The following is a 21,151-nucleotide window of genomic DNA, read 5'->3' on the forward strand; positions in this document are numbered from 1 at the left end:
AATGACTAGCTTGTTAGGTAAACTTATTAATTACTTTTCAAATGACATAGCAATTGATCTTGGAACAGCAAACACAGTTGTTTATGCAAATGGCAAAGGTATTATACTAAACGAACCAAGTGTTGTTGCAGTAAAAAAAGAATCAAATGGTGTTGAAAAAGTATTGGCAGTAGGTAAAGAAGCTAAAGAAATGGTTGGTAGAACACCAGGTAATATTACAGCAATAAGACCTATGAAAGATGGAGTTATTGCAGATTTTGAAATAGCAGAGCGAATGATAAGGTATTTTATCAAAAAATCAAAGAACTCAAGAACAATATTTAAACCAAGAATTATAATAGCTGTACCTCATGGAATTACTCAAGTTGAAAAAAAGGCAGTAAAGGATGCAGCAAACGATGCAGGAGCAAGAGAAGTATATTTAATAGAGGAACCCATGAGTGCAGCAATTGGTGCTGGCCTACCAGTCCAAGAAGCAATAGGCTCAATGATAGTAGATATTGGTGGTGGTACTACAGAAGTTGCCGTCATTTCACTTGGAGGTATTGTCAATAGTGTTTCTATTAAATGTGGCGGCGATAAATTAGATGCAGCTATAGCTAGCTACATAAAGAAAAAATATTCACTACTAATTGGCGAATCAAGCGCAGAAAACATTAAAATAAACTACGGAAGCGCTTATCCTCAAGAAAATGACAGCCAAAAAATATCAATTAAAGGCATTGATTTAATAACAGGCATACCAACCTCAATAGAAATTACGGTAGAAGAAATTAGAGATGCAATAAAAGAGCCTATACAGTTAATTGTTAATGCTGTAAAAGATGCGCTTGAGCAAACTCCACCCGAACTTGCAAGTGATATTGTAGACAATGGTATTACACTAACTGGTGGTGGATCTCAAATAAAAGGTTTGGATACACTGATTTCAAAAGAAACTGGTTTATCTGTAAAGGTTTTTGAACAACCACTACTTGCTGTTGTCTTAGGAGCTGGAAAAGTACTTGAAAATCTTGATTTTCTAAGTGAAGTTACAATTGAATGAAAAAACTCATTATATATGCGTTACTTGCTTTTATTCTTTCACTCATAAATTACTATACAGATTTTAGTTTTTTTATTGCAAAGAGTTTATTGTATATTGCAAATCCAGTTGAAACTCAAAGCTTTTATGCTTTGGATTCAATTTCAAATATTGCAAAAAACTACATAATCTTGCAAAATGCTCAAAAAGAAAATAGACATTTAAAAAATGAAATTAATAAATTAAATTTAGAAAATAAGATTTTGCAAGCAAAACTTCGCAATATTGATACTTCCATTGCACCAAATTTAATAAAATGTCCATTTATATTTAAAGATTTCTCTGATATTAATTATATTTACATAAAATCAAATGCACCTGAAAAAGACATCCTTCATAAAACAGTTGTATCTCAAAAACTCAATTTAGTTGGAACAGTGGAATCAAAATTAGGCAATCTTTATGCAGTAAAAACAATATTCAATAGTAATTTTGTAGCAGATTGTTTTATAGTACACGAGGGTAAATATTACAGAGGTATTTTCAAAGGTTCACTAAATCAACCTAAAATAGAATTTTTAAATACACAAAGTCATATACAAAAAAATGATTTAGTAATAACGTCTGGTTTGATAGGTAATATACCACCAAATATAAATATCGGTACAGTTGAAAAGATTTACGAAGTTAGAGGCTTTTACAAAGTCGCTATAGTTAAAGTTGACAAAACATTTTTAAATGATAGTTTTGTTTTTGTGGTTAAATAGATGAAATTTTTGATTTTAACAGTTATTTTTATTATAGCATGTGCATTTTCAATATTTAGCAGCTATATGTTTTTTATACCTTATAACTTTTTTTCTTTTTTAATAATTATCATACTTGCTTTATCCAATAATACACAATCCAGCTCTAAAAGTAATAACAAGCTCTACCTTGTAGCTTTTTTTGGAGGTTTTTTATTGGATAGTTTACAGCATAATACAATTTTTTATAATGCAATTATCTTTTCTTTTATAGTTTTTTTAAATGATTTTTTAAAAAATATGTTTGGTTCTAAATTTGTTTATATTTTTTTATTATTTATTGCTATATACGATAATTTGGTATTTAAAATACCCGTTTTTACTTCATTATTAAATCTTTTTTTGCTATTAGTTTTTTATCATATTACTAAAAGACTTCTGCAAATTAACTATGCCAAGAAAGATTGATATTCCTGTATCAAAAAATTTTACCACAGCAAAAAATTACATTAAATTTATTTTACTTATAGCAACAATTATAATTATAGGCAGGTTATTTTATCTGCAAGTTATAAACTATAACCAATATAATGAAATGGCAAAAAATAACTGCTTGCGCCTTATTGGGATAAGACCGGCACGTGGTGAAATTTTAACTTCTGATAATTATATTATTGCATCAAATGAACCGTCATTTACATTGTATTTTACAAGAAATATTAAAACCGACCAAAAAGAAATAGATCTATTATCCAAAATCCTTAATGAACCTAAAAATAAAATTGAAAAAAAAATTAATTCTATCGGCTACTTTTCAACTCAAATACTAGCAAATAATATAAGTCATGACCAAGTTTTTGAGATATTATCGCATAAAAATACATTAAAAAATGTTGATGTTGAAATAGAACCAAAAAGAGTTTACCTTGGAAACCCATATATTTACGCAAGTGTTGTAGGATATATTCAAGAAGCCAATCAGCAAGACATTGAAAAAGGTGCAATTCCAGGCTCATATGTTGGACAAATGGGCGTTGAAAAAATATTTAATAAGCAGCTTCAAGGTACATGGGGCTATAAAGAAGTAGAACGTAATGTTTCTGGCACAACGGTAAAGGTTTTAGGCCAGCAAAATCCAATAAAAGGAGAAAACATACGATTAACCATAAACTATAAAGCTCAACAGATAGCCTATGATGCACTTGGTAATTATAAAGGGGCTGTTGTTATTCTAAAAAGCAACGGTGATGTGTTAGCCCTGGTAAGCAAACCATCTTTTAATCCCAATGATTTTGTTGAAGGCATAAGTGAAGCTGAATGGAAACAATTACAAGAAGGCGATAAAATTTCCCTTTTTAATAGAGCTGTTCAGGGCGCATACCCTCCAGGCTCAACAATCAAACCTTTTTTAATTTTTGCTGCACTTCAAAAAGGCATTATAACGCCTGATACCTATTTATACTGCCCTTACGAAATTAAAATTGGCAAATATACTTTTAAAGATTGGAAACCGGGTGGTTTTGGCAAAATTAATCTATATACAGCTTTAGCTGGATCATCAGATGTTTTTATGTATCAGATAGGTATGAAATTGGGTATAAAAACTATTGATGAATATTTGCAGAAATTTGGGTTTGGTAAAAGTGTAGGTTTATTTGGGTATGAATCAAAAGGAATTATTGCTTCTCCAAAATATAAATATGAAATGTATCATACACCATGGTATTTAGGAGATACAATTACAAGTGCTATTGGACAAGCCTATACACTTGTTACGCCACTGCAACTTACTGTTGCATTTTCTGTAATAGCAAACGATGGAATTGCCTATAAGCCTAGATTAAGTTATATCCAGCCCCATGAAATTCTATATGATATTAAAAATGCCAAAAAAGATTTTGAAATCATCAAAGATGCGCTTGAGTTAACCGTATCAAGCCCGGTTGGCACAGCCCACAATGCTTACATCCCAAACTTAACTATATGTGGCAAAACAGGCACAGCTCAGGTTGTGACAAGTCAACAGCTAAATACGTTACTTGTAAATAGTAACTGGGATTTAAACAAAATCAGAAAATATTTACCTCAAGCATGGTTTGCTTCATTTGCACCAAAACATCACCCTCAGATAATCATGGTAGTGTTTTTGGAGCATGGCTATGATAGTCACTATGCAGCAGCTGTTTCAAAAAAAATTTATGAGGGATTATTAAAATATCATTTGATAGAACCAAATAAATAAGCTATAGGATTTTTTCATAAATACGATAAGTTTTATAATGTTCTGCATTCATTGATAAAATAGCTTTATTAATTTTATCGTTGTCTTCTAATGTCCACGAAAGCTCACCGCCTTTTCCGTTTCTTTTTTCAACAACCTCAAAACTTTTAAGATATAAAAGCAAATCAATACCCAACTTTCTATATTCTGGTAAGATTCCAAGTGTAATAAGTCTGTAATTATCAATTTTAGGTAATGCTGACATAATTGAAACCAAATTCAAAGGTGTTATAGAACCTTTTGCTTTTTTTAAAATATAATTAAAATCAGGTATAATTGCAGAGTAAGCACAAGGAATTCCGTCTTTTTCTGCAATTATAACAAGTTCTGAGCTTACTAGATTTTTCATATCATTTGATAAATAAAAAAATTCTTCTTTGGTTGGAGGTACAAATCCCCAGTTATCAGCCCAGGCTTTAGAGTATATGCCCCATAAAATTTCTAAATCTCGTTTAAAATGTTTTTTTGAAAGATTTCTTAAAGTAATATTGTATTTTTTTGCAATCTTTTTGCTTAATTCTATATACTTTTGGTTAGGCTTGTTTGCCACAGATAAATAAAAAGCATATAGATCTTTTGCCTTTTTGAAGCCATAATTTTCGATTAATTCAATATAGTACTTAGGGTTATAAGGCATCATATAAACTGGTTCTTGAAAATAACCTTCATATAATACTGCGCAGGTATGGTTAAGTGAAGGGTTTGCGGGTCCCCTTATGGATTTTAAACCATTTTGTCTCAAATAATCGCTTGCAGCATCAAATAAGGCTTTTGCAACTTCATAATCATCAATGCATTCAAAAAACCCAAAAAACCCAACTTTATCTTTATGGTAATCATTGTGCCATTTGTTAACAATAGCGGCTATTCTTCCAAGTATTTTATTTTCTTTTTTGTAAAGAAATAGTTTTATCTTGGCATTTTTGTAAAATGGATTTTTCTGGTCAAATAATTTTTTTTCTTCAAAACGCAACGGCGGCACCCAAAATTTGTCTTTTTGGTATAATAAAAAGGGAAAATCGATAAATTCTTTTAATAAATTGTTGCCAGTTACCTCAACAATCATATAACGCCTAATTTTTTGCCTACTTTTGTAATTTTTTCAATAGCAAAATCTATCTGATCAAATGTATGTGTAGCCATCAAACTTAATCTTATGAGAGCTTTGTTTTTTGGTACAGCAGGCGAGACTACTGGATTAACAAATATGCCCTCTTCAAAAAGCATTTTTCTATACTGCAATACCTTTAAATCTTCCCCTACAAGTACAGGAATAATTGGCGTGCAGCTTTGAAGCGTATCAAAACCAGCGCTTTTTAAACCGTTCCTCATGCGATTTGTATTTGCCCACAATTTTTCTATCAACTGAGGCTCACTTTGCATTATCTCAAGGCTTGCAAGTACAGCAGCACATGATGCTGGCGTTATACTTGCAGAAAATATCAAACTTCGCGCAAAATGCTTTAAATAATCTATAACATATGCATCTGCAGCAATAAAACCACCAAGTGAAGCAAATGACTTGCTAAATGTGCCCATTATAATATCAGTATCTTCTATTAAATTAAAATGGCTTGCAGTCCCAGAACCATTTTCACCAATTACACCAAAAGCATGTGCATCATCTACCATTACGCGTGCATTGTATTTTTTCTTAAGCTTTATAATTTCTGGTAAATTAGCAATATCTCCGTCCATACTATAAATACCATCTACTACAATAAGCTTACCCGCATCTATATCAATAGATTGAAGCACTTTCTCTAAAGATTGCATATCGTTGTGTAAAAAGCGCTTTACTTCACCAAATGATAGCTTTGTGCCATCAACTATGCTTGCATGGTCTGATTTATCAATGATAACATAATCATCTTTGCCTACAAGACCAGCTATTGCTCCTAAATTTGCTTGAAAACCTGTAGAAAAAAGAACCGCTTTTTCTTTTTTTGTAAATTTTGCAAGTTTTTCTTCAAGCTCTATATGAATATCTAATGTTCCATTTAAAAAACGAGATCCAGCACACCCAGTCCCATATTTTTTTATTGCATTAATTGCTGCTTGTTTTACTTTAGGATGAACAGTTAAACCTAAATAACTATTAGAACCAAGCATTAGTATTTTTTTGCCATTTATTATTACTTCTGTACCCTGCTCGCTTGAAATTGGCTGAAAATAAGGGTAAAGTCCTGCTTGTTCTATTTCTTTGTAAACCACAAAATTTTTGCATTTATCAAATAAATCCATCCTGCAAACTCCTTTTAGTGTTTTTTTCAAAATCCAATAACTCTTTTTTAAATTCAACAGAATACTGATATCCACCAATTGAATTTTTTGCAACAACTCTATGACATGGTACAACGTATACAAAAGGATTTTTTTTCATTAAATAGGCAATTTTCCTTTGATGAAAACCAAACTTTTCGCCCAATTCTTTATAAGTGATAATTCCATTGAGTAGCCTTAAATAGTCATACACCATCCTTTGTTCGTCACTTAACTTTTCCCAATTAAGTAAATCATAATCAAAAAAAGACAAATCCTTTTTGTTAAATACCATAGAAAACATTTTTTGTAAAGGAGTTTGTTTATATGTATTATTTTTTTGAACAAAAATAATTCTGTCTATCTTATTTTCACCCATAATCAACAAATCCTTTGAAAAAGGAGTTTTAATTATCAAATACAATTTTTAAATGGAAAAGGGTTGATAAACATTCTTCTTTGAGATTATTTATCATATCTTCAAACATCTCAAAAGAAGCTTTTTTATATTCCACTAATGGATCCCTTTGACCATAACCTCTAAGCCCAATTGATTCTCTTAATGCATCCATATTCTTTAAGTGCTCTCTCCAAGCTGAATCTAAAACTTGTAGCAATATGTTTCTTTCTAGATCTCTCATCTGGTCTTGTAGTATGTCTTCTTTTTCTTTATATACTGCAAGGACTAAGTTTTTTAATTGATCAAATATCTTTTCTCTATCTTTTTCATTTTCATCGATATCAATTTCTAAATTAAAAATTTGTTTAAATTTTAACTTAAGTGCTTTTAAATCGATAATGTTTTCTAAATAACTATCCACAATGGAGCTTATTACATCATCTATAAAATCTAAAATTGTATCTTTAACGCTTTCACTTTCGAGTATTTCTTTCCTTTGTCTATAAATTACACTTCTTTGAGTATTTGCCACATTATCGTAATCAAGCAGGTGTTTTCTTATATCAAAGTTATATTCTTCAACTTTCTTTTGAGCATTTTCAACTGCTCTTGTAACGAATTTATTTTCTATAGCCTCACCTTCAGCTATGCCTAGCTTATCCATTATAACTTGAATTCTCTCTGATCCAAATATCCTTAATAAATCATCTTCCAGTGAAAGAAAAAACCTTGATTCTCCAGGATCGCCTTGTCTGCCAGCTCTACCTCTTAGCTGATTGTCTACCCTTCTTGACTCGTGGCGTTCTGTACCAAGTATAAACAAACCGCCAAGTTTAGCTACTTCTTCATCTATTTTTATATCAACACCTCGTCCAGCCATGTTTGTAGCAATTGTTACTGCCTTTTTTTTGCCTGCTTGAGCGATAATTTCTGCTTCTTTTTCATGGTGTTTGGCGTTTAACACCATATGTGGGATACGCATTTTAATAAGGATTTTGTGTAATTCTTCTGATTTTTCAACACTTGTTGTACCAACCAGTACAGGTTGACCTTTTTCGTATCTTGCTTTTATTTCATTTATGATCGCATTAATTTTTTCTTTATGTGTTTTAAATATTAAATCCTGTCTGTCTATTCTTATCATAGGTTTATTTGTAGGAATAACCACCACATCAAGGTTATATATTTCCTTAAATTCTCTACTTTCTGTATCTGCCGTACCCGTCATTCCACACAACTTTTCATACATTCTATAATAGTTTTGAAACGTAATTGTAGCTAGCGTTTGAGATTCTTCTTGAATTTTAACTTTTTCTTTTGCTTCAATGCACTGATGAAGGCCGTCAGAATAGCGTCTATCTGGCATCATTCTGCCTGTAAATTCATCAATTATTATTACTTTAGCGTCTTTTACTATATAGTCTCTATCCTTTAAAAATAAAGTGTGAGCTTTAAGTGATTGGTTAACTATATGTATTATTTCTATATTTTTGCTATCGTATAAATTATCCAAATGTAGAAGTTTCTGTATTTTTTCTACGCCTTTATCTGTCAAAACAGCTGTTTTAAGTTTTTCATCTACCTCATAATCATCTTTGGTGAGCTGACTTACTGCTTTGTCTACTTCGTAGTAAACTTTAGTAGGAGTACCACTTGGACCTGATATTATAAGTGGCGTTCTTGCTTCATCTATCAAAATTGAATCAACTTCATCTATTATAGCATAATAAAAACCACGCTGTACCCACTCATCTTTAGAATATGCCATATTATCTCTCAAATAGTCAAAGCCAAACTCACTATTTACACCATATGTTACATCTGCCAAATAGGCATCTTTTCTCTCACAGGGTACAAGCTTTGTTTTAAAAGTCTTTTCATCTTCAAATTCAACTAGGTACGATTTATTTTCCTGTTGTATAACACCAACATTCAAACCTAAAAATTTATATATAGGACCCATCCATAAGGCATCTCTTTTTGCAAGATAATCATTTACGGTTATTAAATGAATATTTTTTTTGGTTAACGCATTTAGTACAATAGGTAATGTAGAAACAAGTGTTTTGCCCTCCCCTGTTTTCATCTCAGCAATTTTACCTTGATGGAGCACAATACCACCTATTAATTGCACATTAAAATGCCTCATTGAAAGCGTTCTGTTAGCAACTTCTCTTGTTATTGCAAAAGAATCAATAAGCAAATCGTCTAAGGATTTACCGCTTTCGTAATCAATTTGAAGCTTTTTATATGCAGCTTGCAATTGTTCATTGCTCATAACTTTGTATGTAGATTCTTTTTCATTGATTTTCAAAACAAGAGGCTCAATGCTCTTTAAAACCCGTTCATTCTGTGTACCAAAAACTTTTTTCAAAAAACTACCTATCATGCAATCTCCATTTTAATGTCAAAGTTTATTTTTTTAAAAGTCAACCTTAGTAATCTTTTCAACATAACTTTCAAAGCTTTTAAGCTATTTTTGAGTATAAACTAAAATTACGAAAAATCAAGATGCTTTGCGATTTATGAAAATATTGAAAAAATTTTTTTTAAATTATCATTAAAAAATAATTTAATTATATTGACAAAATGTAATTAGTAGTTAAAATATAGAATTGAGTTAAAAATTAAGGAGGTAGCGCTATGAAACGACTGCTTGTATTTTTAATTGTTGCTCTTTTTGGTATTTTTTCTACACAGTCTTTTGCAAAAGACCAAATTTTAATTGGTTTTACAACTTCTCTAACGGGCAAACTTAATGCAGAATCAAAGGCTCAATTACAAGGTATTCAGCTATGGGTTAACGATGTAAACAAAAATGGTGGTATTTATGTAAAATCCATGGGCAAAAAGCTACCTGTTGCTCTTAAGTATTATGACGATGAAAGTAATAAAGAACGCGTTCAGCAATTGTATGTGAGATTAATTAATAATGATCATGTTGATTTCTTGATAAGCCCATATAGTTCAGATCTCACGGCAACGGCAGCAATTATTGCTCAACAATACGGTAAAATCATGATAAGCACAGGTGCTGCTGCAGATGATATTTTTGCAAAAGGCTTTTCAGTGGTTTATCAAATGTATACACCGGCTTCCAGGTATTTAACTGGAGCTTTGGATATGCTTAAAAAATACGATCCTAAAGCTAAAAAAGTCGCTATAATTTATGAACAAAGTGAATTTGCAAAAGCTGTATGTGATGCAGCAAAAGATTATGCTCAAAAACATGGCTTTAATGTAGTTATGTTTGAAGCCTATACTCCAAATACAACAGATTTTAGTGCATTTCTAAACAAAATGGCTTCGCTTAAACCAGATGCATTAATTGGTGGTGGTCATTTTGCTGACGGTGAAACACTTGCAAAACAGGTTTACGAGCAAAAAATGCCTCTTAAGTTAATATCGCTAATAGTCGCACCAGCAGTTCCAAAGTTCAAAGAAATTGGTGAAGCTGCTTTGTATGTAACAGCTCCTTCTCAGTGGGAACCAGAAGCTACATACTCACCAGAAAATGCCAAAAAATTAAAATTGGCTTATTATGGTCCAAGCGTAAAGTGGTTTGCAGATGCTTATAGAAATACTTACAAACAAGAACCAGGATACCACGCAGCAGGCGGTTTTGCCTCAGCTTTAGTGTTACAAAAAGCCATTGAAGAAACAGGCACGCTGGACTCCAACAAAATAAAGCAAGCACTTGATAGAATGAACATTATGACATTTTACGGACAGATAAAATTTGCTCAAGGCAAATACCATGGTCTGCAGATTGGCCATGAGATGGTCTATTTACAATGGGTAAAACAAAATGGTCAAATATCAAAAGAAGTTGTGTGGCCACTTGCTGCTGCTAATACAAAGCTTGTATTTCCATACAACATTAAGTTTAAAAAGTAAGTTGTTATGTTAGCTTATGTAAATGCTGTAATTAGTGGTATTCTTATAGGTTTAGCCTATGCTATTGCTGCATTAGGCTTAAACCTTATATGGGGTGTAATGAAAGTAATAAATTTATCTCATGGAGCTTTTATAGCTTTTGGCATGTTTGCAGCATATATGTCAGTAAAGCTACTTGGGGTTTCAGTTTATACGTCTTTGATACCCATTTTTGTAGCAGGATTAATTGTAGGTATCGTAGCTTTTTTTGTAAGCTTATACAGGGTGCTAAATGCCCCTGAGCTTACAACATTGCTTTCTACTTATTCTTTGAGTCTTATATTAATTGGACTTGGAACATTTTTTTTTACAACAAACCCAAGGGCAATTGACACTCATCTAGGTTCAATTACTCTTGGCTATTCCAGCATATCGTATTCGCGCATAATTGTAGGTTTAATTTCATTATTTCTTGCTGTAACATTATATTTATTCTTATTTAAAACATCGTTAGGTAAAGCCATAAGAGCAGTATCGCAAAACCCAACTGCAGCCAAACTATACGGTATAAATACAACATTGGTATTGTCTATTTCTTTTGGCATTGGCGTTGCTTTTGCTAGTGTATCTGGTGCCCTTATTGCATCATTGTTTCCGTTTACCATACTATCTGGCGGTGTTTATGAACTCAAAAGTTTTGTTATTTGCGTACTTGGTGGTCTTGGAAGTCCTGCTGGTGCAATTTTGGGAGGTTTAATCTTGGGACTGCTAGAAAATCTCTTATCGCTTAAAATGCCTGTAGATTACATGCCTTTTATAGAATTTAGTATCCTTGTTATAATTTTGCTTATTAAACCAAATGGTATATTGGGGAGGCGCTAATGCAAAAAGGCTATACTCTCTTTTGGCTTTTACCTGCACTTATAGCGCTTGTAATTTACCCAATTGTAACCAATAATGTAATGCTTAGAGAAACAGTATTTTTGATTTTGTTAAGTATTACGCTCTCTATTAGTTTAAATATTATTCTGGGATTTACTGGATATGTAAGCTTTGGACACATTGTATACTATGGTATTGGCGCATATTTTGCATTTTACTTGATGTATGCATATAAAGTAAGCCTTATAGTTTCAATTGTTTTAGGTGGACTTGTTTCTGCTGCAATAGCGTTTGTTTTGGGCCAGGCGGTTTTAAGCCTAAGGGGCGCAATTTTTGCCATTGCTACAATTGGTGTTAATGAAGCAGTAAAAAGTCTCATTAATAACATATCGATTTTAGGCGGCGCAATGGGATTGTATTTTGATTTTAGCATATATGATAACTATGGTGGGGCTTTAAAAGCTATCTGGCTATCTTATTACCTTATGGGTACTCTGACAATTTTAAGTGTAATCGCTGCATACTATATAAAAAAATCCAAATTTGGACTCGGCTTGTTTTCTATACGAGAAGATCAAGATGCAAGCGCAGTTCTTGGTATAAAAACAAAGCTTTACAAATCCTTAGCATACGCAACTTCGGCGTTTTTCCCTGCTATAGCTGGCGGCATCTTTGCCTTCAAAGCAGGAAATATTGAGCCATCTGGGGCGTTTAACCTTGTAAAATCAATTGAAATGATTGTAATGGTAATGCTTGGTGGCTACGGCAGCGTTGCTGGAAGTGCACTTGGTGCGCTATTTTATGAAAAAATTAAAAGCATACTGCTTGTTATGCCTTATGTTAAAGACCTACATCTTGCAGTCTCTGGTTTAATATTACTTATTATTGTACAGTTTGCTCCAAGCGGTATAGTGGGCTTTTTAACTAAATATTTTAAAAATTTGCGGAAGGTACTTGAATGATTTTAAAAGGAACAAATTTAAAATTATCCTTCGGCGGTCTTGTAGCTGTAAATAATGTGTCTTTTGAAATTGAAGAAAAAACGATATTTGGCATTATCGGTCCCAATGGTGCTGGTAAAACTACACTTTTTAACATAATAAGTGGTGTTTACAAACCTCAAGAGGGAAAATTATTTTTTAAAGATAAAGATATAACAAACTTTCCTACATATAAGCGAGCTCGTCTTGGCATAGCAAGAACACACCAGATTGTAAAACCTCTATCTGAACTTACAGTCATAGAAAATGTCATGGTAGGAGCTTGCTTTGGGAAAAAAAATTACAATTTAAAACAAGCTCAAAAAGTAGCTTTGGATGTTATTAATTTTGTGGGTTTGTCTACTAAAATGTTTACACAGGCAGGCCAGCTTAATGTAGCGTTTAAAAAAAGACTTGAGCTGGCAAGAGCTCTTGCAAATGAGCCAGAAATTCTCCTTTTGGATGAAGTTTTAGCTGGCTTAAACCCAAAAGAAGTTGACAGCATGCTAAATGTAATATTAAAAATAAAACAAAATGGCATAACAATTATTATGATTGAGCATCTCATGCATGCCATAATGAAAGCTAGCGATTATATAATGGTGCTTGATTCCGGAGAAAAAATCGCACAAGGAAGCCCTCAAGAAATCTCAAATAACCAAAGAGTTATTGAAGCTTACTTGGGAGACCCAAAACTTGCAATGCAACTGGTAGGTGCTAAATGAGTTGTGTATTGGAAGTTAAGAATTTAAATGCAGGATATGGTGAAATACAAATACTATGGGATGTCAGTATTAAAACTTGCAGTGGACTGTGCGCAATTATTGGCTCAAACGGAGCAGGCAAAACCACACTGCTTAGAGCAATTACAGGTATTATACCTACAATGAGTGGCTCTATCATATTTGACGGCAAAGACATAACAAAACTACCAGCCCATATCAGAGCTCAAATGGGCGTTATAATGGTTCCAGAAGGCAGATTGCTTTTTGGCGAAATGAGTGTTCTTGAAAATTTGCAAATGGGTGCTTATCTGAAGCGGGCCAAAGACAAATACAAGCAAAACCTAGATTTCGTATTTAGTTTGTTTCCAAAGCTATCTGAAAGGATTAATCAAAAGGCCCAAAGTCTATCTGGCGGCGAACAGCAGATGGTTGCCATTGCAAGGGGCTTAATGGCAGACCCAAAAATACTAATATTTGACGAGCCAAGTCTTGGCTTATCACCAAAACTGACAATTGAAGTGTTTAGTATTATCAAAAATCTGAAAGAAAAAGGCATTGCTATGCTTCTTGTTGAGCAGAATGTTCACTTGTCTTTGTCAATAGCAGACAACGCCTATGTGCTTTCAGAAGGCAAAGTAGTGCTATCTGGAAGCGGTGGGGATTTGCTGGAAAATCCCCAAGTAAAAGAAGCCTTTTTAGGTTTATAGGTTTATAGCTTTAATCATCCAGGTAATCATCAAGGCTTATGTTTGCCATAGGCTTAAACAAAAAAGTCAAAACTAACAAAACAACAATTTCAATAGCAATGCCGTATAAACCTACCCATATTCCCTTATAAACAGCCAACTTAAAATGACCCAAATATAAAATGTAAGTAGTAAGCACTATACCCGCTATTGTTGAAATACCAGCTGGAATTTTTGAAACCCTGTTTGTAAAAAGCGGCAAAAAAATGAGTGGAAATAACTACACTACCCACGATCCAGCTATTAGCTGCAAAGTAATAATAAATGAAGGACTCATTGCAAGGCTTAAATACAGGGCAAGTAGTATTATTATTGCAACAGAAACTTTACTTATTTATTCTTTCAGTAGAATCACTTATGTTTGGATTAATTAAGTTTTTATAGATATTTCTTGTAAAAAGATTGGCACTTGCAATTGACATAATGGAAGCAGGTATCATACTGCCAAGTATTATAATTGCCCCTATTAATTAATGCTGTAGTAATAGGTCCAAATGTTTTTGAAATAAGCATTGGAAATGCCATATTGGGATTTTTTAAACCAGGAACTACAAACAATGCCGCAAAACCTAACAATGTTATAAATAGCAGCATTATATTGTATATTGGAAGCACAATAGCGTTTTTTCTTACAGTATTTGCACTTTTTGACAAATAAACGCCAGTTATTGCATGCGGATATAAAAATAATGCTGCAGCAGATCCAAATGCAAGCGTGCCAAATACACTAATCTGACCAGGAGCAAGTACAGATTTTTTTGGATAATGCTCATTAAACCAGCTAAACATATGTCCAATTGAGCCAAAATAATGTATGGGAATGTAAATAATTAAAAACAACACCATAGCCCATACAAAAAAGTCTTTTATAAATGCAGTTAATGCTGGAGCTCTAAGTCCATTAAAAACCGTAAAACCCATAACTAAAAGCAAAGAGATTATTATGGTAATGTTTGAAGGTACATGTGTAACACTTAGCATAAAATTCATCCCAAAAATCTGCAAGCCGATATATGGTAGCTCAGCTAAAATTCCAACAATACCCACAATAACAATAAACACAAGCATAATAGATAATTCTAAAATATTCATTTACCTCTCCTTTGACTGGTTTTTTGCTCAATCTTATAGGCAACAAAAGTCAATATAATTGTAATAATGTCCATAACTATGAGAAAAAATGACATAAAATTGAGACCAAAAACAATATCGTTTCGGTTGTAATAAGGTATCCCAAAGGATAAAATTAAAATAGGTATAATAGTAAGTATCCATACAAGTGGATGGTAACGCTTGTAAGTTTTCATAAATCCTCCTTAATATTTTTAAAATAATTATTACATTTTTTAATAAAAGTCAATATATTATCAACTTATAATTTATTTACAAAAATTACATTTTTGTAATCAATAATTAATAAATAATTTTTATATTCTCGCAATAATTTTTAATTAGAACTTATTGACAAATTTTTTAAATTAATTTATAAATTAATTTAAAGTTTAGACTTGGGAGGTGAACCATGGGCTGGTTCAAAAAAAGTATATTTTTTATGCTTGCATTAATGATGGGTATTGTTTTGATGCCTTTTTATGCTAAAGCTGCGGCACCAAAACAAATACTTATTGGCACGCTTTATGCAAGCTCGGGGCCATTTGCAACCTCTTCTACATCGCAGTATCATGGTCTAGAATTTTGGGTAAACCAGGTTAACAAACAAGGCGGTGTATATGTAGCTGCTTTTAAAAAGAAGATACCGGTAAAATTAGTAGCATATGACGATCAAAGCTCTACAACACTTGCAGCTACACTATACAACCAGTTAATTACAAGGGACAGGGTAAATATTTTAGTTGCAGACTTTGGTTCTGTGTTAACATCTGTTGCTGTGCCTATTGCTCAAGAACACAAAATGTTACTTTTTGATCCAACAGGTACTTCTGCAAAATTCTTTTCACCTAATAACCCATACCTAGTTCTTACAAGTCTGCCAACAAGCGGTGTATGGCCAACTGTATTAGCTGACTTTCTAATTTCTCACAAGATAAACAAAGTCGCTGTAATTTATTCAGCAAACGACTTTAATCAATCACAAGCAGAAACACTCAAATCTAAATTAGAAGCCGCCAAGATCAAACCTGTTTATTATCATGCTGTACCAACCGATACTTCAAATTATACTGTACTTATAAGAACAATTGAAGCAACACACCCTCAGGCACTTATAGAATTTGGATATCCAACAAATGATATAGCATTCTTGCAAAATTTACAGGCAACTGGAGCTAAATTCAATATGGTATTTACCATCTTCCCCGGTCAACAACTTGCTTTGATAGAAAAAAATGTTGGAACAAAAGCACTTGAGTATACTTATACATACCCAACACCGCCTTTGCTGGTTTACAACAAAGTAAATTATGGTATGCCAATGAGCGAGTTTGAAAAGATTTACACACAAACAACAAAAAGACCTGTAGATTTTCTAACTGTAGCAGGCTATAATGCTGGTTTGATAATACAAAAAACACTTGCAACAAGCAAAGAATTTAATCAATTGGCATTAAGAAACGCAATAAATACTTTTTCAGGAAAATTATTCACACTCAATGGCTTGTTTAAAATCAACAATGAAGGTGCTCAAATTGGAGAATTTTTGCCTGTGGGACAATTCCAACCAACAAAAACAGGTTTAGTATTACATGTTGTATATCCACAAAATATTGCTACTGGAAAACCAATTTACCCAGCACCTTAAAGGCAAAACGCTATGGAATTGTTTTTCTACGCTTTAATTAGCGGAATTTTATATGGAATATTTTTTGCTCTTGTAGGTATAGGATTAAATTTAATCTTTGGCGTCATGCGAATGGTTAATCTAGCGCATGGAGATTTTATTATGCTGGGCGCTTTTGGCGCCTGGCTTGCTTATAGTAAATTAAATATGAATCCACTTTTAGCTATACCAATAGAAGTATTGATTTTTATGATAATTGGTTTTGGTGTTTATTATGCATTTGTACCAAGGCTTTCAAAATCAAGAGATCCCGAAATGCTATCTTTTATACTTTTTTTTGGGATTGCGCAGATTATAGAAGCACTTGCTATATTTGCTTTTGGAAATAATCAAAAATCTATACCGTTTTCTACATTAGGTAAAGGTAGCATAAGTATACTCTCACAGTCGATCCCATTCTCCTGGGTTGTTAGCGCTGCTATTAGTCTGATTATGATAGGTTTTGTTTATTATTATTTATACTTTACAAGAACTGGATATGCTACAAGGGCAATAATGTCAAGCCCAGAAGAAGCTTCAAGTGTAGGCATAGATGTTTCTAAAATATCTGCTTTTGCAATGGGTATAGGTTTAAGCTTAGCAGCTATAGCTGGAGTACTTGCCCCTTTTATGATTGGAAGCATAGACCCATCTATTGGTGCCTCGCTTACCACAACATCTTTTGCAATCGTTGTAATTGGATCTTTGGGTAACCCAATAGGTACAATCCTTGGGGGTATTATATATGGACTTGCTATGATGTTTATGCAAACATATTTAGCATCGTGGACCAATCTTGTTCCTTATGTTATTTTAATCTTAATTCTTCTAGTAAAACCCAGTGGGCTTTTAGGTAAAAAGGTGAGAAATGCGTAAAAAAAACATAAGACTGATTATTGGAATAATATTAATTTTAGTCATGACAGCTTTGTTTGCTCTGCTACCCAAAATTTACAACAATAATTTTTTACTTTTTAATATAATGCTCTATATCGCTTTAGCCGAAGGCTTAAATCTTATCTATGGCTTTACAGGATATTTGCCTTTTGGATATGTGGGCTTTTTTGGCATAGGTGCATACAGTGCATCTCTTTTAATATTACTTTTGCATGTAGGCGTTGTGCCAGCCATTTTACTGGGCGGTGTAGCTGCAAGCATAGTAGGCATAATCCTAACGCCTCTTTTGAGGCTTTCTGGTGCATATTTTGCTATAGCAAATCTGGCTGCTTCCCAAGCTATTTATTATATAATATCAAATCCTCATCTGGAAAATATAACACAGGGCCCCTACGGCATAATGCTATCTAGCGTATATGATGCAACAGCAAGTTACAATGCTATGCTAATAGTTATGTTTTTTGCATTTATGCTTGTTTTATTTTTTAGACAATCAAGGTTTGGTTTATCGCTTATGGCAATAAGAGAAGATAGTATAACTGCAAGCGTAGCTGGCGTAAATGTAGTTCTTGCACGCACCATTGCATGGCTTTTGAGTGCATTTGTTGCAGGATTGTGTGGTGGAGTTTTTGCTTGGTATACATCTGTTTTTTACCCGGAAACGGTTTTTAGTTTAAATATAAGCATATTTGCTATTGTATTTGTGCTTTTTGGTGGAGCTGCAACATTGCTTGGACCATTAATTGGCACCGTTATTTTATACGGAATGTATAATTTTATAGGTATATCAACACCTCAATATTTTCAGTTGATTTATGGTCTTTTGATTGTTGTGTTAATAATGTTTTTGCCAAATGGCGTTATTTCTTTGTTTAAGAAGGTAAAAGACTATGTCCCCTAAAGAAATACTTAAAGTTGAAAATGTAGAAAAACGATTTGGTGGCCTAAAAGCATTAAATAAAGTTAATTTAAGCGTTTATGAAAACGAGATCCTGGGTCTTGTAGGTCCAAATGGTTCTGGAAAAACTACGCTTATAAATGTCATATCTGGCATATACAAACCTGATGCTGGTAAAATTTACTTTTTTGGCAAACGCATAGATGGTATAGCAACATATAAACTTGCTCATTTAGGAATAAATAGAACATTTCAGATACCAAAACCTTTTCATGGTTTGACCGTGCGTGAAAATGTTGAAGTAGCTGCATTGTATTCTGGCAAACAATGTCTAAAATCTTTTTTTAAACACTTAAAAAACTTTAAATTTATGGAAAAAGGCTATTGCAATATCGAAGATGATGTCCAAACTGCCCTTTCAATAGTAGGTTTAGATAAATTGCAGGACAAGCAAGCAACACAACTAAATACATCAGAGCAAAAATTATTAGGGCTTGCAAGAGCTCTTGCAACAAAACCTAAATTACTCCTTGTAGATGAGATTGCAGCAGGACTTAATCAGGAAGAAACAGATAAAATTGCCGAAATTTTACAGTCACTTGTTAAAAAATCTATTTCTATCATTGTAGTTGAACACTTGATGCATTTCATTCACAAAATTACTTCAAGGGTAGTTGTAATGGATTCTGGGTCGCCTATTTTTGAAGGTACACTAGAGCAAGCGGCAAATGATAAAAGGGTTGTAGAAGTATTTTTGGGAGGTTAGCATTGAGCCTACTGGAAGTCCAATCTTTAGAATCTGGATATAAGATTTTGAAAGTTTTGTGGGGTATTGATTTAAATGTTGAGCAAAAAGAAAGAGTTATTTTACTTGGTGTTAATGGTGCTGGAAAAACCACGCTTTTAAAAGCAATTATGGGCCTTTTAAAAATATTCAATGGTAAAATTTATTTTGAAGGCAAAGACATAACACACTTAAGAACCGACAAGAGAGTAAAATTAGGTATAGCATATATGTCTGAAATTGGAATATTTCCAAATCTTACTGTAGACGAAAACCTGGAGTTAGGTGCATTTTTTTTAGACAGTAAACTTACGCATCAAAGAAAACAGCAAATGTATGAATACTTTCAAGATCTATTGAGCCATAAAAAGGCTTTAGCAGGTAGTTTAAGTGGCGGTCAAAGAAAAATGCTGGGCATAGCAAAGCTTTTGATGTCAAATCCAAAACTTGTAGTTTTAGATGAGCCTTCAAATGGCCTTTCGCCTAAATTTGTAAAATTAATAATAAATATTTTAGACGATTTACAAAACAAAGAACAATTTTCTATACTAATTGCAGAACAAAACATAGCTTTTTTAGACTTTGCGCAAAGAGGTTATGTTATAGATAATGGTAAAGTGGTAGTTTCAGGCAATCTATCAGATTTAAAATCAAATAATATAGTAAAAAAAGCATATTTTGGCATAGAAAATTAAATTTTTATTTCAAATTCAACGAAATTCTTGACTTTTTTCTTATAAAATGCATTAATTATACGGTTGATTAATTTTAAAACTCAAAAGGAGAAACTATGTGGAAGCGTTTTTTAATTGCTTTTATAGTGCTTTTGGTAATCTTTGGCAGTATTTTTGGTTTTAAAGCTTATATGGCCTCAAAACTAAAACAAGCTCAAATGATGCATGGTACCCCAAAAGTATATGTAAGTGTTGCATACTCAAAGTTAGAAAACTATCAGCCCTACCTGGAATCCATTGGCAATGTTGTATCGATTGATTCTGTTAACGCAACAACACAGGTGAGCGGTCAGATTGAAAAGATTTACTTTGATTCGGGAGAATCTGTAAAAAAAGGCCAGATACTTGCTAAATTGGATGACTCCACACAAAAAGCCCAGTTAGAACAATACAAAGCCCAACTAATTCTTGATGAATTTAACTACACTCAGTATAAGCAATTATATGAAAAAAACGCTTCTTCAAAAGCTTCTTACATACAGTCACTATCGGCATTAAAGCAAACTCAGGCTTTAATAGCTCAAACTCAATCTATAATTGACAAAATGACCATAAAAGCGCCATTTTCAGGCATTTTAGGTATGAGATATGTAAGTGTAGGTCAATATGTAAACCCCGGTCAACCAATTGTTTCTTTATATACGATTGATCCAATTTATGTGGATTTCACACTGCCTCAAAATGATTTGGGAAAGATCGGTGTAGGTCAAAAAATTGAGATTCATACCGATTCAGATCCAAATAAAACCATAATAGGTAAAATAAAAACAATCAGTATAAACATAAATAATATTTCAAGAAATGCAACAATAAGAGCTATTGTTAACAATAAAGACAACCTGCTAAAACCTGGAATGTTTGTTAAGGTAAACATTATATTGCCTAAAATACCAAATGTGGTTGTTGTGCCAGCTTTAGCAATTACCTATAATCCATATGGTGATTTTGTATATGTTGTAACAAAAAAAGGCAATGAGTATATTGCAAATACGGTGTATGTCAAAACAGGTCAGACTCAAAACAACAAAGTGGTTATTCTAAAAGGCCTAAAAAGTGGCCAGATGGTTGTAACTCAAGGCCAGCTAAAACTGAGAAATGGTTCAAGCGTAATTATTGAGTCTATAGATAAGGACTATTAAA

The 21,151-nt window shown here is 32.7% G+C and carries 23 protein-coding genes; 16 read left to right on the plus strand and 7 right to left on the minus strand.

The genetic code is table 11. The features are described from left to right. Nucleotide 1: 1 nt before the first annotated feature. From mreB to mrdA, 4 genes are read left to right on the plus strand one after another with little or no spacing between them, the layout of a single operon-like run. The gene (gene mreB / locus BLQ93_RS06355) at nucleotides 2–1,045 is read left to right on the plus strand and encodes a rod shape-determining protein (RefSeq protein WP_025391312.1); all 1,044 of its coding nucleotides are present in this window, start codon (nucleotides 2–4) and stop codon (nucleotides 1,043–1,045) included. Then, nucleotides 1,042–1,791, plus strand: a complete 750-nt coding sequence (mreC, locus tag BLQ93_RS06360) for a rod shape-determining protein MreC (protein ID WP_025391311.1) — start codon at nucleotides 1,042–1,044, stop codon at nucleotides 1,789–1,791. Before mreB ends, mreC begins: the two co-directional genes overlap by 4 nt. After that, nucleotides 1,792–2,238: a hypothetical protein gene (locus BLQ93_RS06365; protein ID WP_025391310.1), complete on the plus strand. Its 447-nt coding sequence runs from the start codon at nucleotides 1,792–1,794 to the stop codon at nucleotides 2,236–2,238. After that, nucleotides 2,222–4,012: a penicillin-binding protein 2 gene (gene mrdA / locus BLQ93_RS06370; RefSeq protein ID WP_092129015.1), complete on the plus strand. Its 1,791-nt coding sequence runs from the start codon at nucleotides 2,222–2,224 to the stop codon at nucleotides 4,010–4,012. Before BLQ93_RS06365 ends, mrdA begins: the two co-directional genes overlap by 17 nt. A gap of 1 nt (nucleotide 4,013) precedes the next feature. On the opposite strand, the gene BLQ93_RS06375 is transcribed toward mrdA, so the two are convergent. Genes BLQ93_RS06375 through secA form a run of 4 tightly spaced genes read right to left on the minus strand, consistent with a single transcriptional unit; the run spans nucleotide 4,014 to nucleotide 9,102 of the window. Then, the gene (locus BLQ93_RS06375) at nucleotides 4,014–5,117 is read right to left on the minus strand and encodes a hypothetical protein (RefSeq protein WP_025391308.1); all 1,104 of its coding nucleotides are present in this window, start codon (nucleotides 5,115–5,117) and stop codon (nucleotides 4,014–4,016) included. Continuing rightward, the gene (locus BLQ93_RS06380; RefSeq protein ID WP_092129017.1) at nucleotides 5,114–6,295 is read right to left on the minus strand and encodes an aminotransferase class I/II-fold pyridoxal phosphate-dependent enzyme; all 1,182 of its coding nucleotides are present in this window, start codon (nucleotides 6,293–6,295) and stop codon (nucleotides 5,114–5,116) included. Before BLQ93_RS06380 ends, BLQ93_RS06375 begins: the two co-directional genes overlap by 4 nt. Then, nucleotides 6,282–6,692 carry a methylated-DNA--[protein]-cysteine S-methyltransferase gene (locus BLQ93_RS06385; protein WP_143338713.1) on the minus strand — a complete coding sequence of 137 codons (411 nt, stop codon included), beginning with the start codon at nucleotides 6,690–6,692 and terminating at the stop codon, nucleotides 6,282–6,284. Before BLQ93_RS06385 ends, BLQ93_RS06380 begins: the two co-directional genes overlap by 14 nt. A gap of 28 nt (nucleotides 6,693–6,720) precedes the next feature. Further along, nucleotides 6,721–9,102 carry a preprotein translocase subunit SecA gene (secA, locus tag BLQ93_RS06390; RefSeq protein ID WP_092129021.1) on the minus strand — a complete coding sequence of 794 codons (2,382 nt, stop codon included), beginning with the start codon at nucleotides 9,100–9,102 and terminating at the stop codon, nucleotides 6,721–6,723. Nucleotides 9,103–9,356: 254 nt separating this feature from the next. On the opposite strand from secA, the gene BLQ93_RS06395 reads away from it, so the two are divergent. From BLQ93_RS06395 to BLQ93_RS06415, 5 genes are read left to right on the plus strand one after another with little or no spacing between them, the layout of a single operon-like run. After that, the gene (locus BLQ93_RS06395) at nucleotides 9,357–10,610 is read left to right on the plus strand and encodes an amino acid ABC transporter substrate-binding protein (RefSeq protein ID WP_092129023.1); all 1,254 of its coding nucleotides are present in this window, start codon (nucleotides 9,357–9,359) and stop codon (nucleotides 10,608–10,610) included. A gap of 6 nt (nucleotides 10,611–10,616) precedes the next feature. Continuing rightward, nucleotides 10,617–11,471, plus strand: coding sequence for a branched-chain amino acid ABC transporter permease (locus BLQ93_RS06400; protein WP_092129025.1), 855 nt, complete (start codon nucleotides 10,617–10,619; stop codon nucleotides 11,469–11,471). Further along, entirely contained in the window at nucleotides 11,471–12,433 is a 963-nt protein-coding gene (locus BLQ93_RS06405; RefSeq protein WP_025391302.1) for a branched-chain amino acid ABC transporter permease, read from the plus strand. The genes BLQ93_RS06400 and BLQ93_RS06405 overlap by 1 nt, the downstream gene beginning before the upstream one ends. Next, nucleotides 12,430–13,176, plus strand: coding sequence for an ABC transporter ATP-binding protein (locus tag BLQ93_RS06410; protein WP_025391301.1), 747 nt, complete (start codon nucleotides 12,430–12,432; stop codon nucleotides 13,174–13,176). The genes BLQ93_RS06405 and BLQ93_RS06410 overlap by 4 nt, the downstream gene beginning before the upstream one ends. Beyond that, on the plus strand, nucleotides 13,173–13,883 hold the full coding sequence (locus tag BLQ93_RS06415) for an ABC transporter ATP-binding protein (RefSeq protein WP_092129027.1): 711 nt from the start codon (nucleotides 13,173–13,175) through the stop codon (nucleotides 13,881–13,883). The genes BLQ93_RS06410 and BLQ93_RS06415 overlap by 4 nt, the downstream gene beginning before the upstream one ends. A gap of 10 nt (nucleotides 13,884–13,893) precedes the next feature. Here the strand turns inward: BLQ93_RS06415 and BLQ93_RS06420 are convergent, their stop codons facing one another. After that, complete coding sequence (locus BLQ93_RS06420) at nucleotides 13,894–14,124, minus strand: hypothetical protein (RefSeq protein WP_092129029.1); 231 nt, start codon at nucleotides 14,122–14,124, stop codon at nucleotides 13,894–13,896. A gap of 4 nt (nucleotides 14,125–14,128) precedes the next feature. On the opposite strand from BLQ93_RS06420, the gene BLQ93_RS09405 reads away from it, so the two are divergent. Then, nucleotides 14,129–14,296 carry a hypothetical protein gene (locus BLQ93_RS09405; protein ID WP_159427507.1) on the plus strand — a complete coding sequence of 56 codons (168 nt, stop codon included), beginning with the start codon at nucleotides 14,129–14,131 and terminating at the stop codon, nucleotides 14,294–14,296. A 4-nt stretch (nucleotides 14,297–14,300) separates the two neighbouring features. Here BLQ93_RS09405 and BLQ93_RS06425 read toward each other — a convergent pair whose 3' ends face one another. Both BLQ93_RS06425 and BLQ93_RS06430 read right to left on the minus strand, forming a co-directional pair. Next, nucleotides 14,301–15,014 carry an SLC5/6 family protein gene (locus tag BLQ93_RS06425; protein ID WP_092129031.1) on the minus strand — a complete coding sequence of 238 codons (714 nt, stop codon included), beginning with the start codon at nucleotides 15,012–15,014 and terminating at the stop codon, nucleotides 14,301–14,303. After that, nucleotides 15,011–15,229, minus strand: coding sequence for a hypothetical protein (locus tag BLQ93_RS06430; protein WP_092129033.1), 219 nt, complete (start codon nucleotides 15,227–15,229; stop codon nucleotides 15,011–15,013). The genes BLQ93_RS06425 and BLQ93_RS06430 overlap by 4 nt, the downstream gene beginning before the upstream one ends. Before the next feature lie 215 nt (nucleotides 15,230–15,444). Between BLQ93_RS06430 and BLQ93_RS06435 the strand changes: the two genes are divergently transcribed. From BLQ93_RS06435 to BLQ93_RS06460, 6 genes are all read left to right on the plus strand, one after another. Further along, nucleotides 15,445–16,680, plus strand: a complete 1,236-nt coding sequence (locus tag BLQ93_RS06435) for an ABC transporter substrate-binding protein (protein ID WP_092129035.1) — start codon at nucleotides 15,445–15,447, stop codon at nucleotides 16,678–16,680. 12 nt (nucleotides 16,681–16,692) lie between these two features. Further along, complete coding sequence (locus tag BLQ93_RS06440) at nucleotides 16,693–17,574, plus strand: branched-chain amino acid ABC transporter permease (RefSeq protein ID WP_092129037.1); 882 nt, start codon at nucleotides 16,693–16,695, stop codon at nucleotides 17,572–17,574. Beyond that, nucleotides 17,567–18,496 carry a branched-chain amino acid ABC transporter permease gene (locus tag BLQ93_RS06445; RefSeq protein WP_092129039.1) on the plus strand — a complete coding sequence of 310 codons (930 nt, stop codon included), beginning with the start codon at nucleotides 17,567–17,569 and terminating at the stop codon, nucleotides 18,494–18,496. Before BLQ93_RS06440 ends, BLQ93_RS06445 begins: the two co-directional genes overlap by 8 nt. Then, nucleotides 18,486–19,259: an ABC transporter ATP-binding protein gene (locus BLQ93_RS06450; RefSeq protein ID WP_092129041.1), complete on the plus strand. Its 774-nt coding sequence runs from the start codon at nucleotides 18,486–18,488 to the stop codon at nucleotides 19,257–19,259. The genes BLQ93_RS06445 and BLQ93_RS06450 overlap by 11 nt, the downstream gene beginning before the upstream one ends. 2 nt (nucleotides 19,260–19,261) lie before the next feature. Further along, nucleotides 19,262–19,972 (plus strand): ABC transporter ATP-binding protein, encoded by a 711-nt coding sequence (locus BLQ93_RS06455; protein ID WP_025391292.1) that lies wholly within the window; start codon nucleotides 19,262–19,264, stop codon nucleotides 19,970–19,972. Nucleotides 19,973–20,067: 95 nt separating this feature from the next. After that, a complete protein-coding gene (locus tag BLQ93_RS06460; RefSeq protein ID WP_092129043.1) occupies nucleotides 20,068–21,150 on the plus strand; it encodes an efflux RND transporter periplasmic adaptor subunit in 1,083 nt (360 codons plus the stop codon). Nucleotide 21,151 lies beyond the last annotated feature (1 nt).

The sequence above is a fragment of the Desulfurella multipotens genome (assembly GCF_900101285.1).
In the GTDB taxonomy this organism is placed as follows: Bacteria; Campylobacterota_A; Desulfurellia; order Desulfurellales; family Desulfurellaceae; genus Desulfurella; species Desulfurella acetivorans.

Bases quoted from the DNA above. Each gene is read 5' to 3' on its own strand.
- BLQ93_RS09405 (WP_159427507.1), top strand. From the start codon at position 14,129: ATGAGTGGAAATAACTACACTACCCACGATCCAGCTATTAGCTGCAAA.
- secA (WP_092129021.1), bottom strand. From the start codon at position 9,102: ATGATAGGTAGTTTTTTGAAAAAAGTTTTTGGTACACAGAATGAACGG.
- BLQ93_RS06365 (WP_025391310.1), top strand. From the start codon at position 1,792: ATGAAATTTTTGATTTTAACAGTTATTTTTATTATAGCATGTGCATTT.
- BLQ93_RS06395 (WP_092129023.1), top strand. From the start codon at position 9,357: ATGAAACGACTGCTTGTATTTTTAATTGTTGCTCTTTTTGGTATTTTT.
- mreB (WP_025391312.1), top strand. From the start codon at position 2: ATGACTAGCTTGTTAGGTAAACTTATTAATTACTTTTCAAATGACATA.
- BLQ93_RS06405 (WP_025391302.1), top strand. From the start codon at position 11,471: ATGCAAAAAGGCTATACTCTCTTTTGGCTTTTACCTGCACTTATAGCG.
- BLQ93_RS06440 (WP_092129037.1), top strand. From the start codon at position 16,693: ATGGAATTGTTTTTCTACGCTTTAATTAGCGGAATTTTATATGGAATA.
- mreC (WP_025391311.1), top strand. From the start codon at position 1,042: ATGAAAAAACTCATTATATATGCGTTACTTGCTTTTATTCTTTCACTC.
- BLQ93_RS06385 (WP_143338713.1), bottom strand. From the start codon at position 6,692: ATGGGTGAAAATAAGATAGACAGAATTATTTTTGTTCAAAAAAATAAT.
- mrdA (WP_092129015.1), top strand. From the start codon at position 2,222: ATGCCAAGAAAGATTGATATTCCTGTATCAAAAAATTTTACCACAGCA.
- BLQ93_RS06375 (WP_025391308.1), bottom strand. From the start codon at position 5,117: ATGATTGTTGAGGTAACTGGCAACAATTTATTAAAAGAATTTATCGAT.
- BLQ93_RS06435 (WP_092129035.1), top strand. From the start codon at position 15,445: ATGGGCTGGTTCAAAAAAAGTATATTTTTTATGCTTGCATTAATGATG.
- BLQ93_RS06410 (WP_025391301.1), top strand. From the start codon at position 12,430: ATGATTTTAAAAGGAACAAATTTAAAATTATCCTTCGGCGGTCTTGTA.
- BLQ93_RS06445 (WP_092129039.1), top strand. From the start codon at position 17,567: ATGCGTAAAAAAAACATAAGACTGATTATTGGAATAATATTAATTTTA.
- BLQ93_RS06450 (WP_092129041.1), top strand. From the start codon at position 18,486: ATGTCCCCTAAAGAAATACTTAAAGTTGAAAATGTAGAAAAACGATTT.
- BLQ93_RS06460 (WP_092129043.1), top strand. From the start codon at position 20,068: ATGTGGAAGCGTTTTTTAATTGCTTTTATAGTGCTTTTGGTAATCTTT.
- BLQ93_RS06425 (WP_092129031.1), bottom strand. From the start codon at position 15,014: ATGAATATTTTAGAATTATCTATTATGCTTGTGTTTATTGTTATTGTG.
- BLQ93_RS06380 (WP_092129017.1), bottom strand. From the start codon at position 6,295: ATGGATTTATTTGATAAATGCAAAAATTTTGTGGTTTACAAAGAAATA.
- BLQ93_RS06400 (WP_092129025.1), top strand. From the start codon at position 10,617: ATGTTAGCTTATGTAAATGCTGTAATTAGTGGTATTCTTATAGGTTTA.
- BLQ93_RS06430 (WP_092129033.1), bottom strand. From the start codon at position 15,229: ATGAAAACTTACAAGCGTTACCATCCACTTGTATGGATACTTACTATT.
- BLQ93_RS06415 (WP_092129027.1), top strand. From the start codon at position 13,173: ATGAGTTGTGTATTGGAAGTTAAGAATTTAAATGCAGGATATGGTGAA.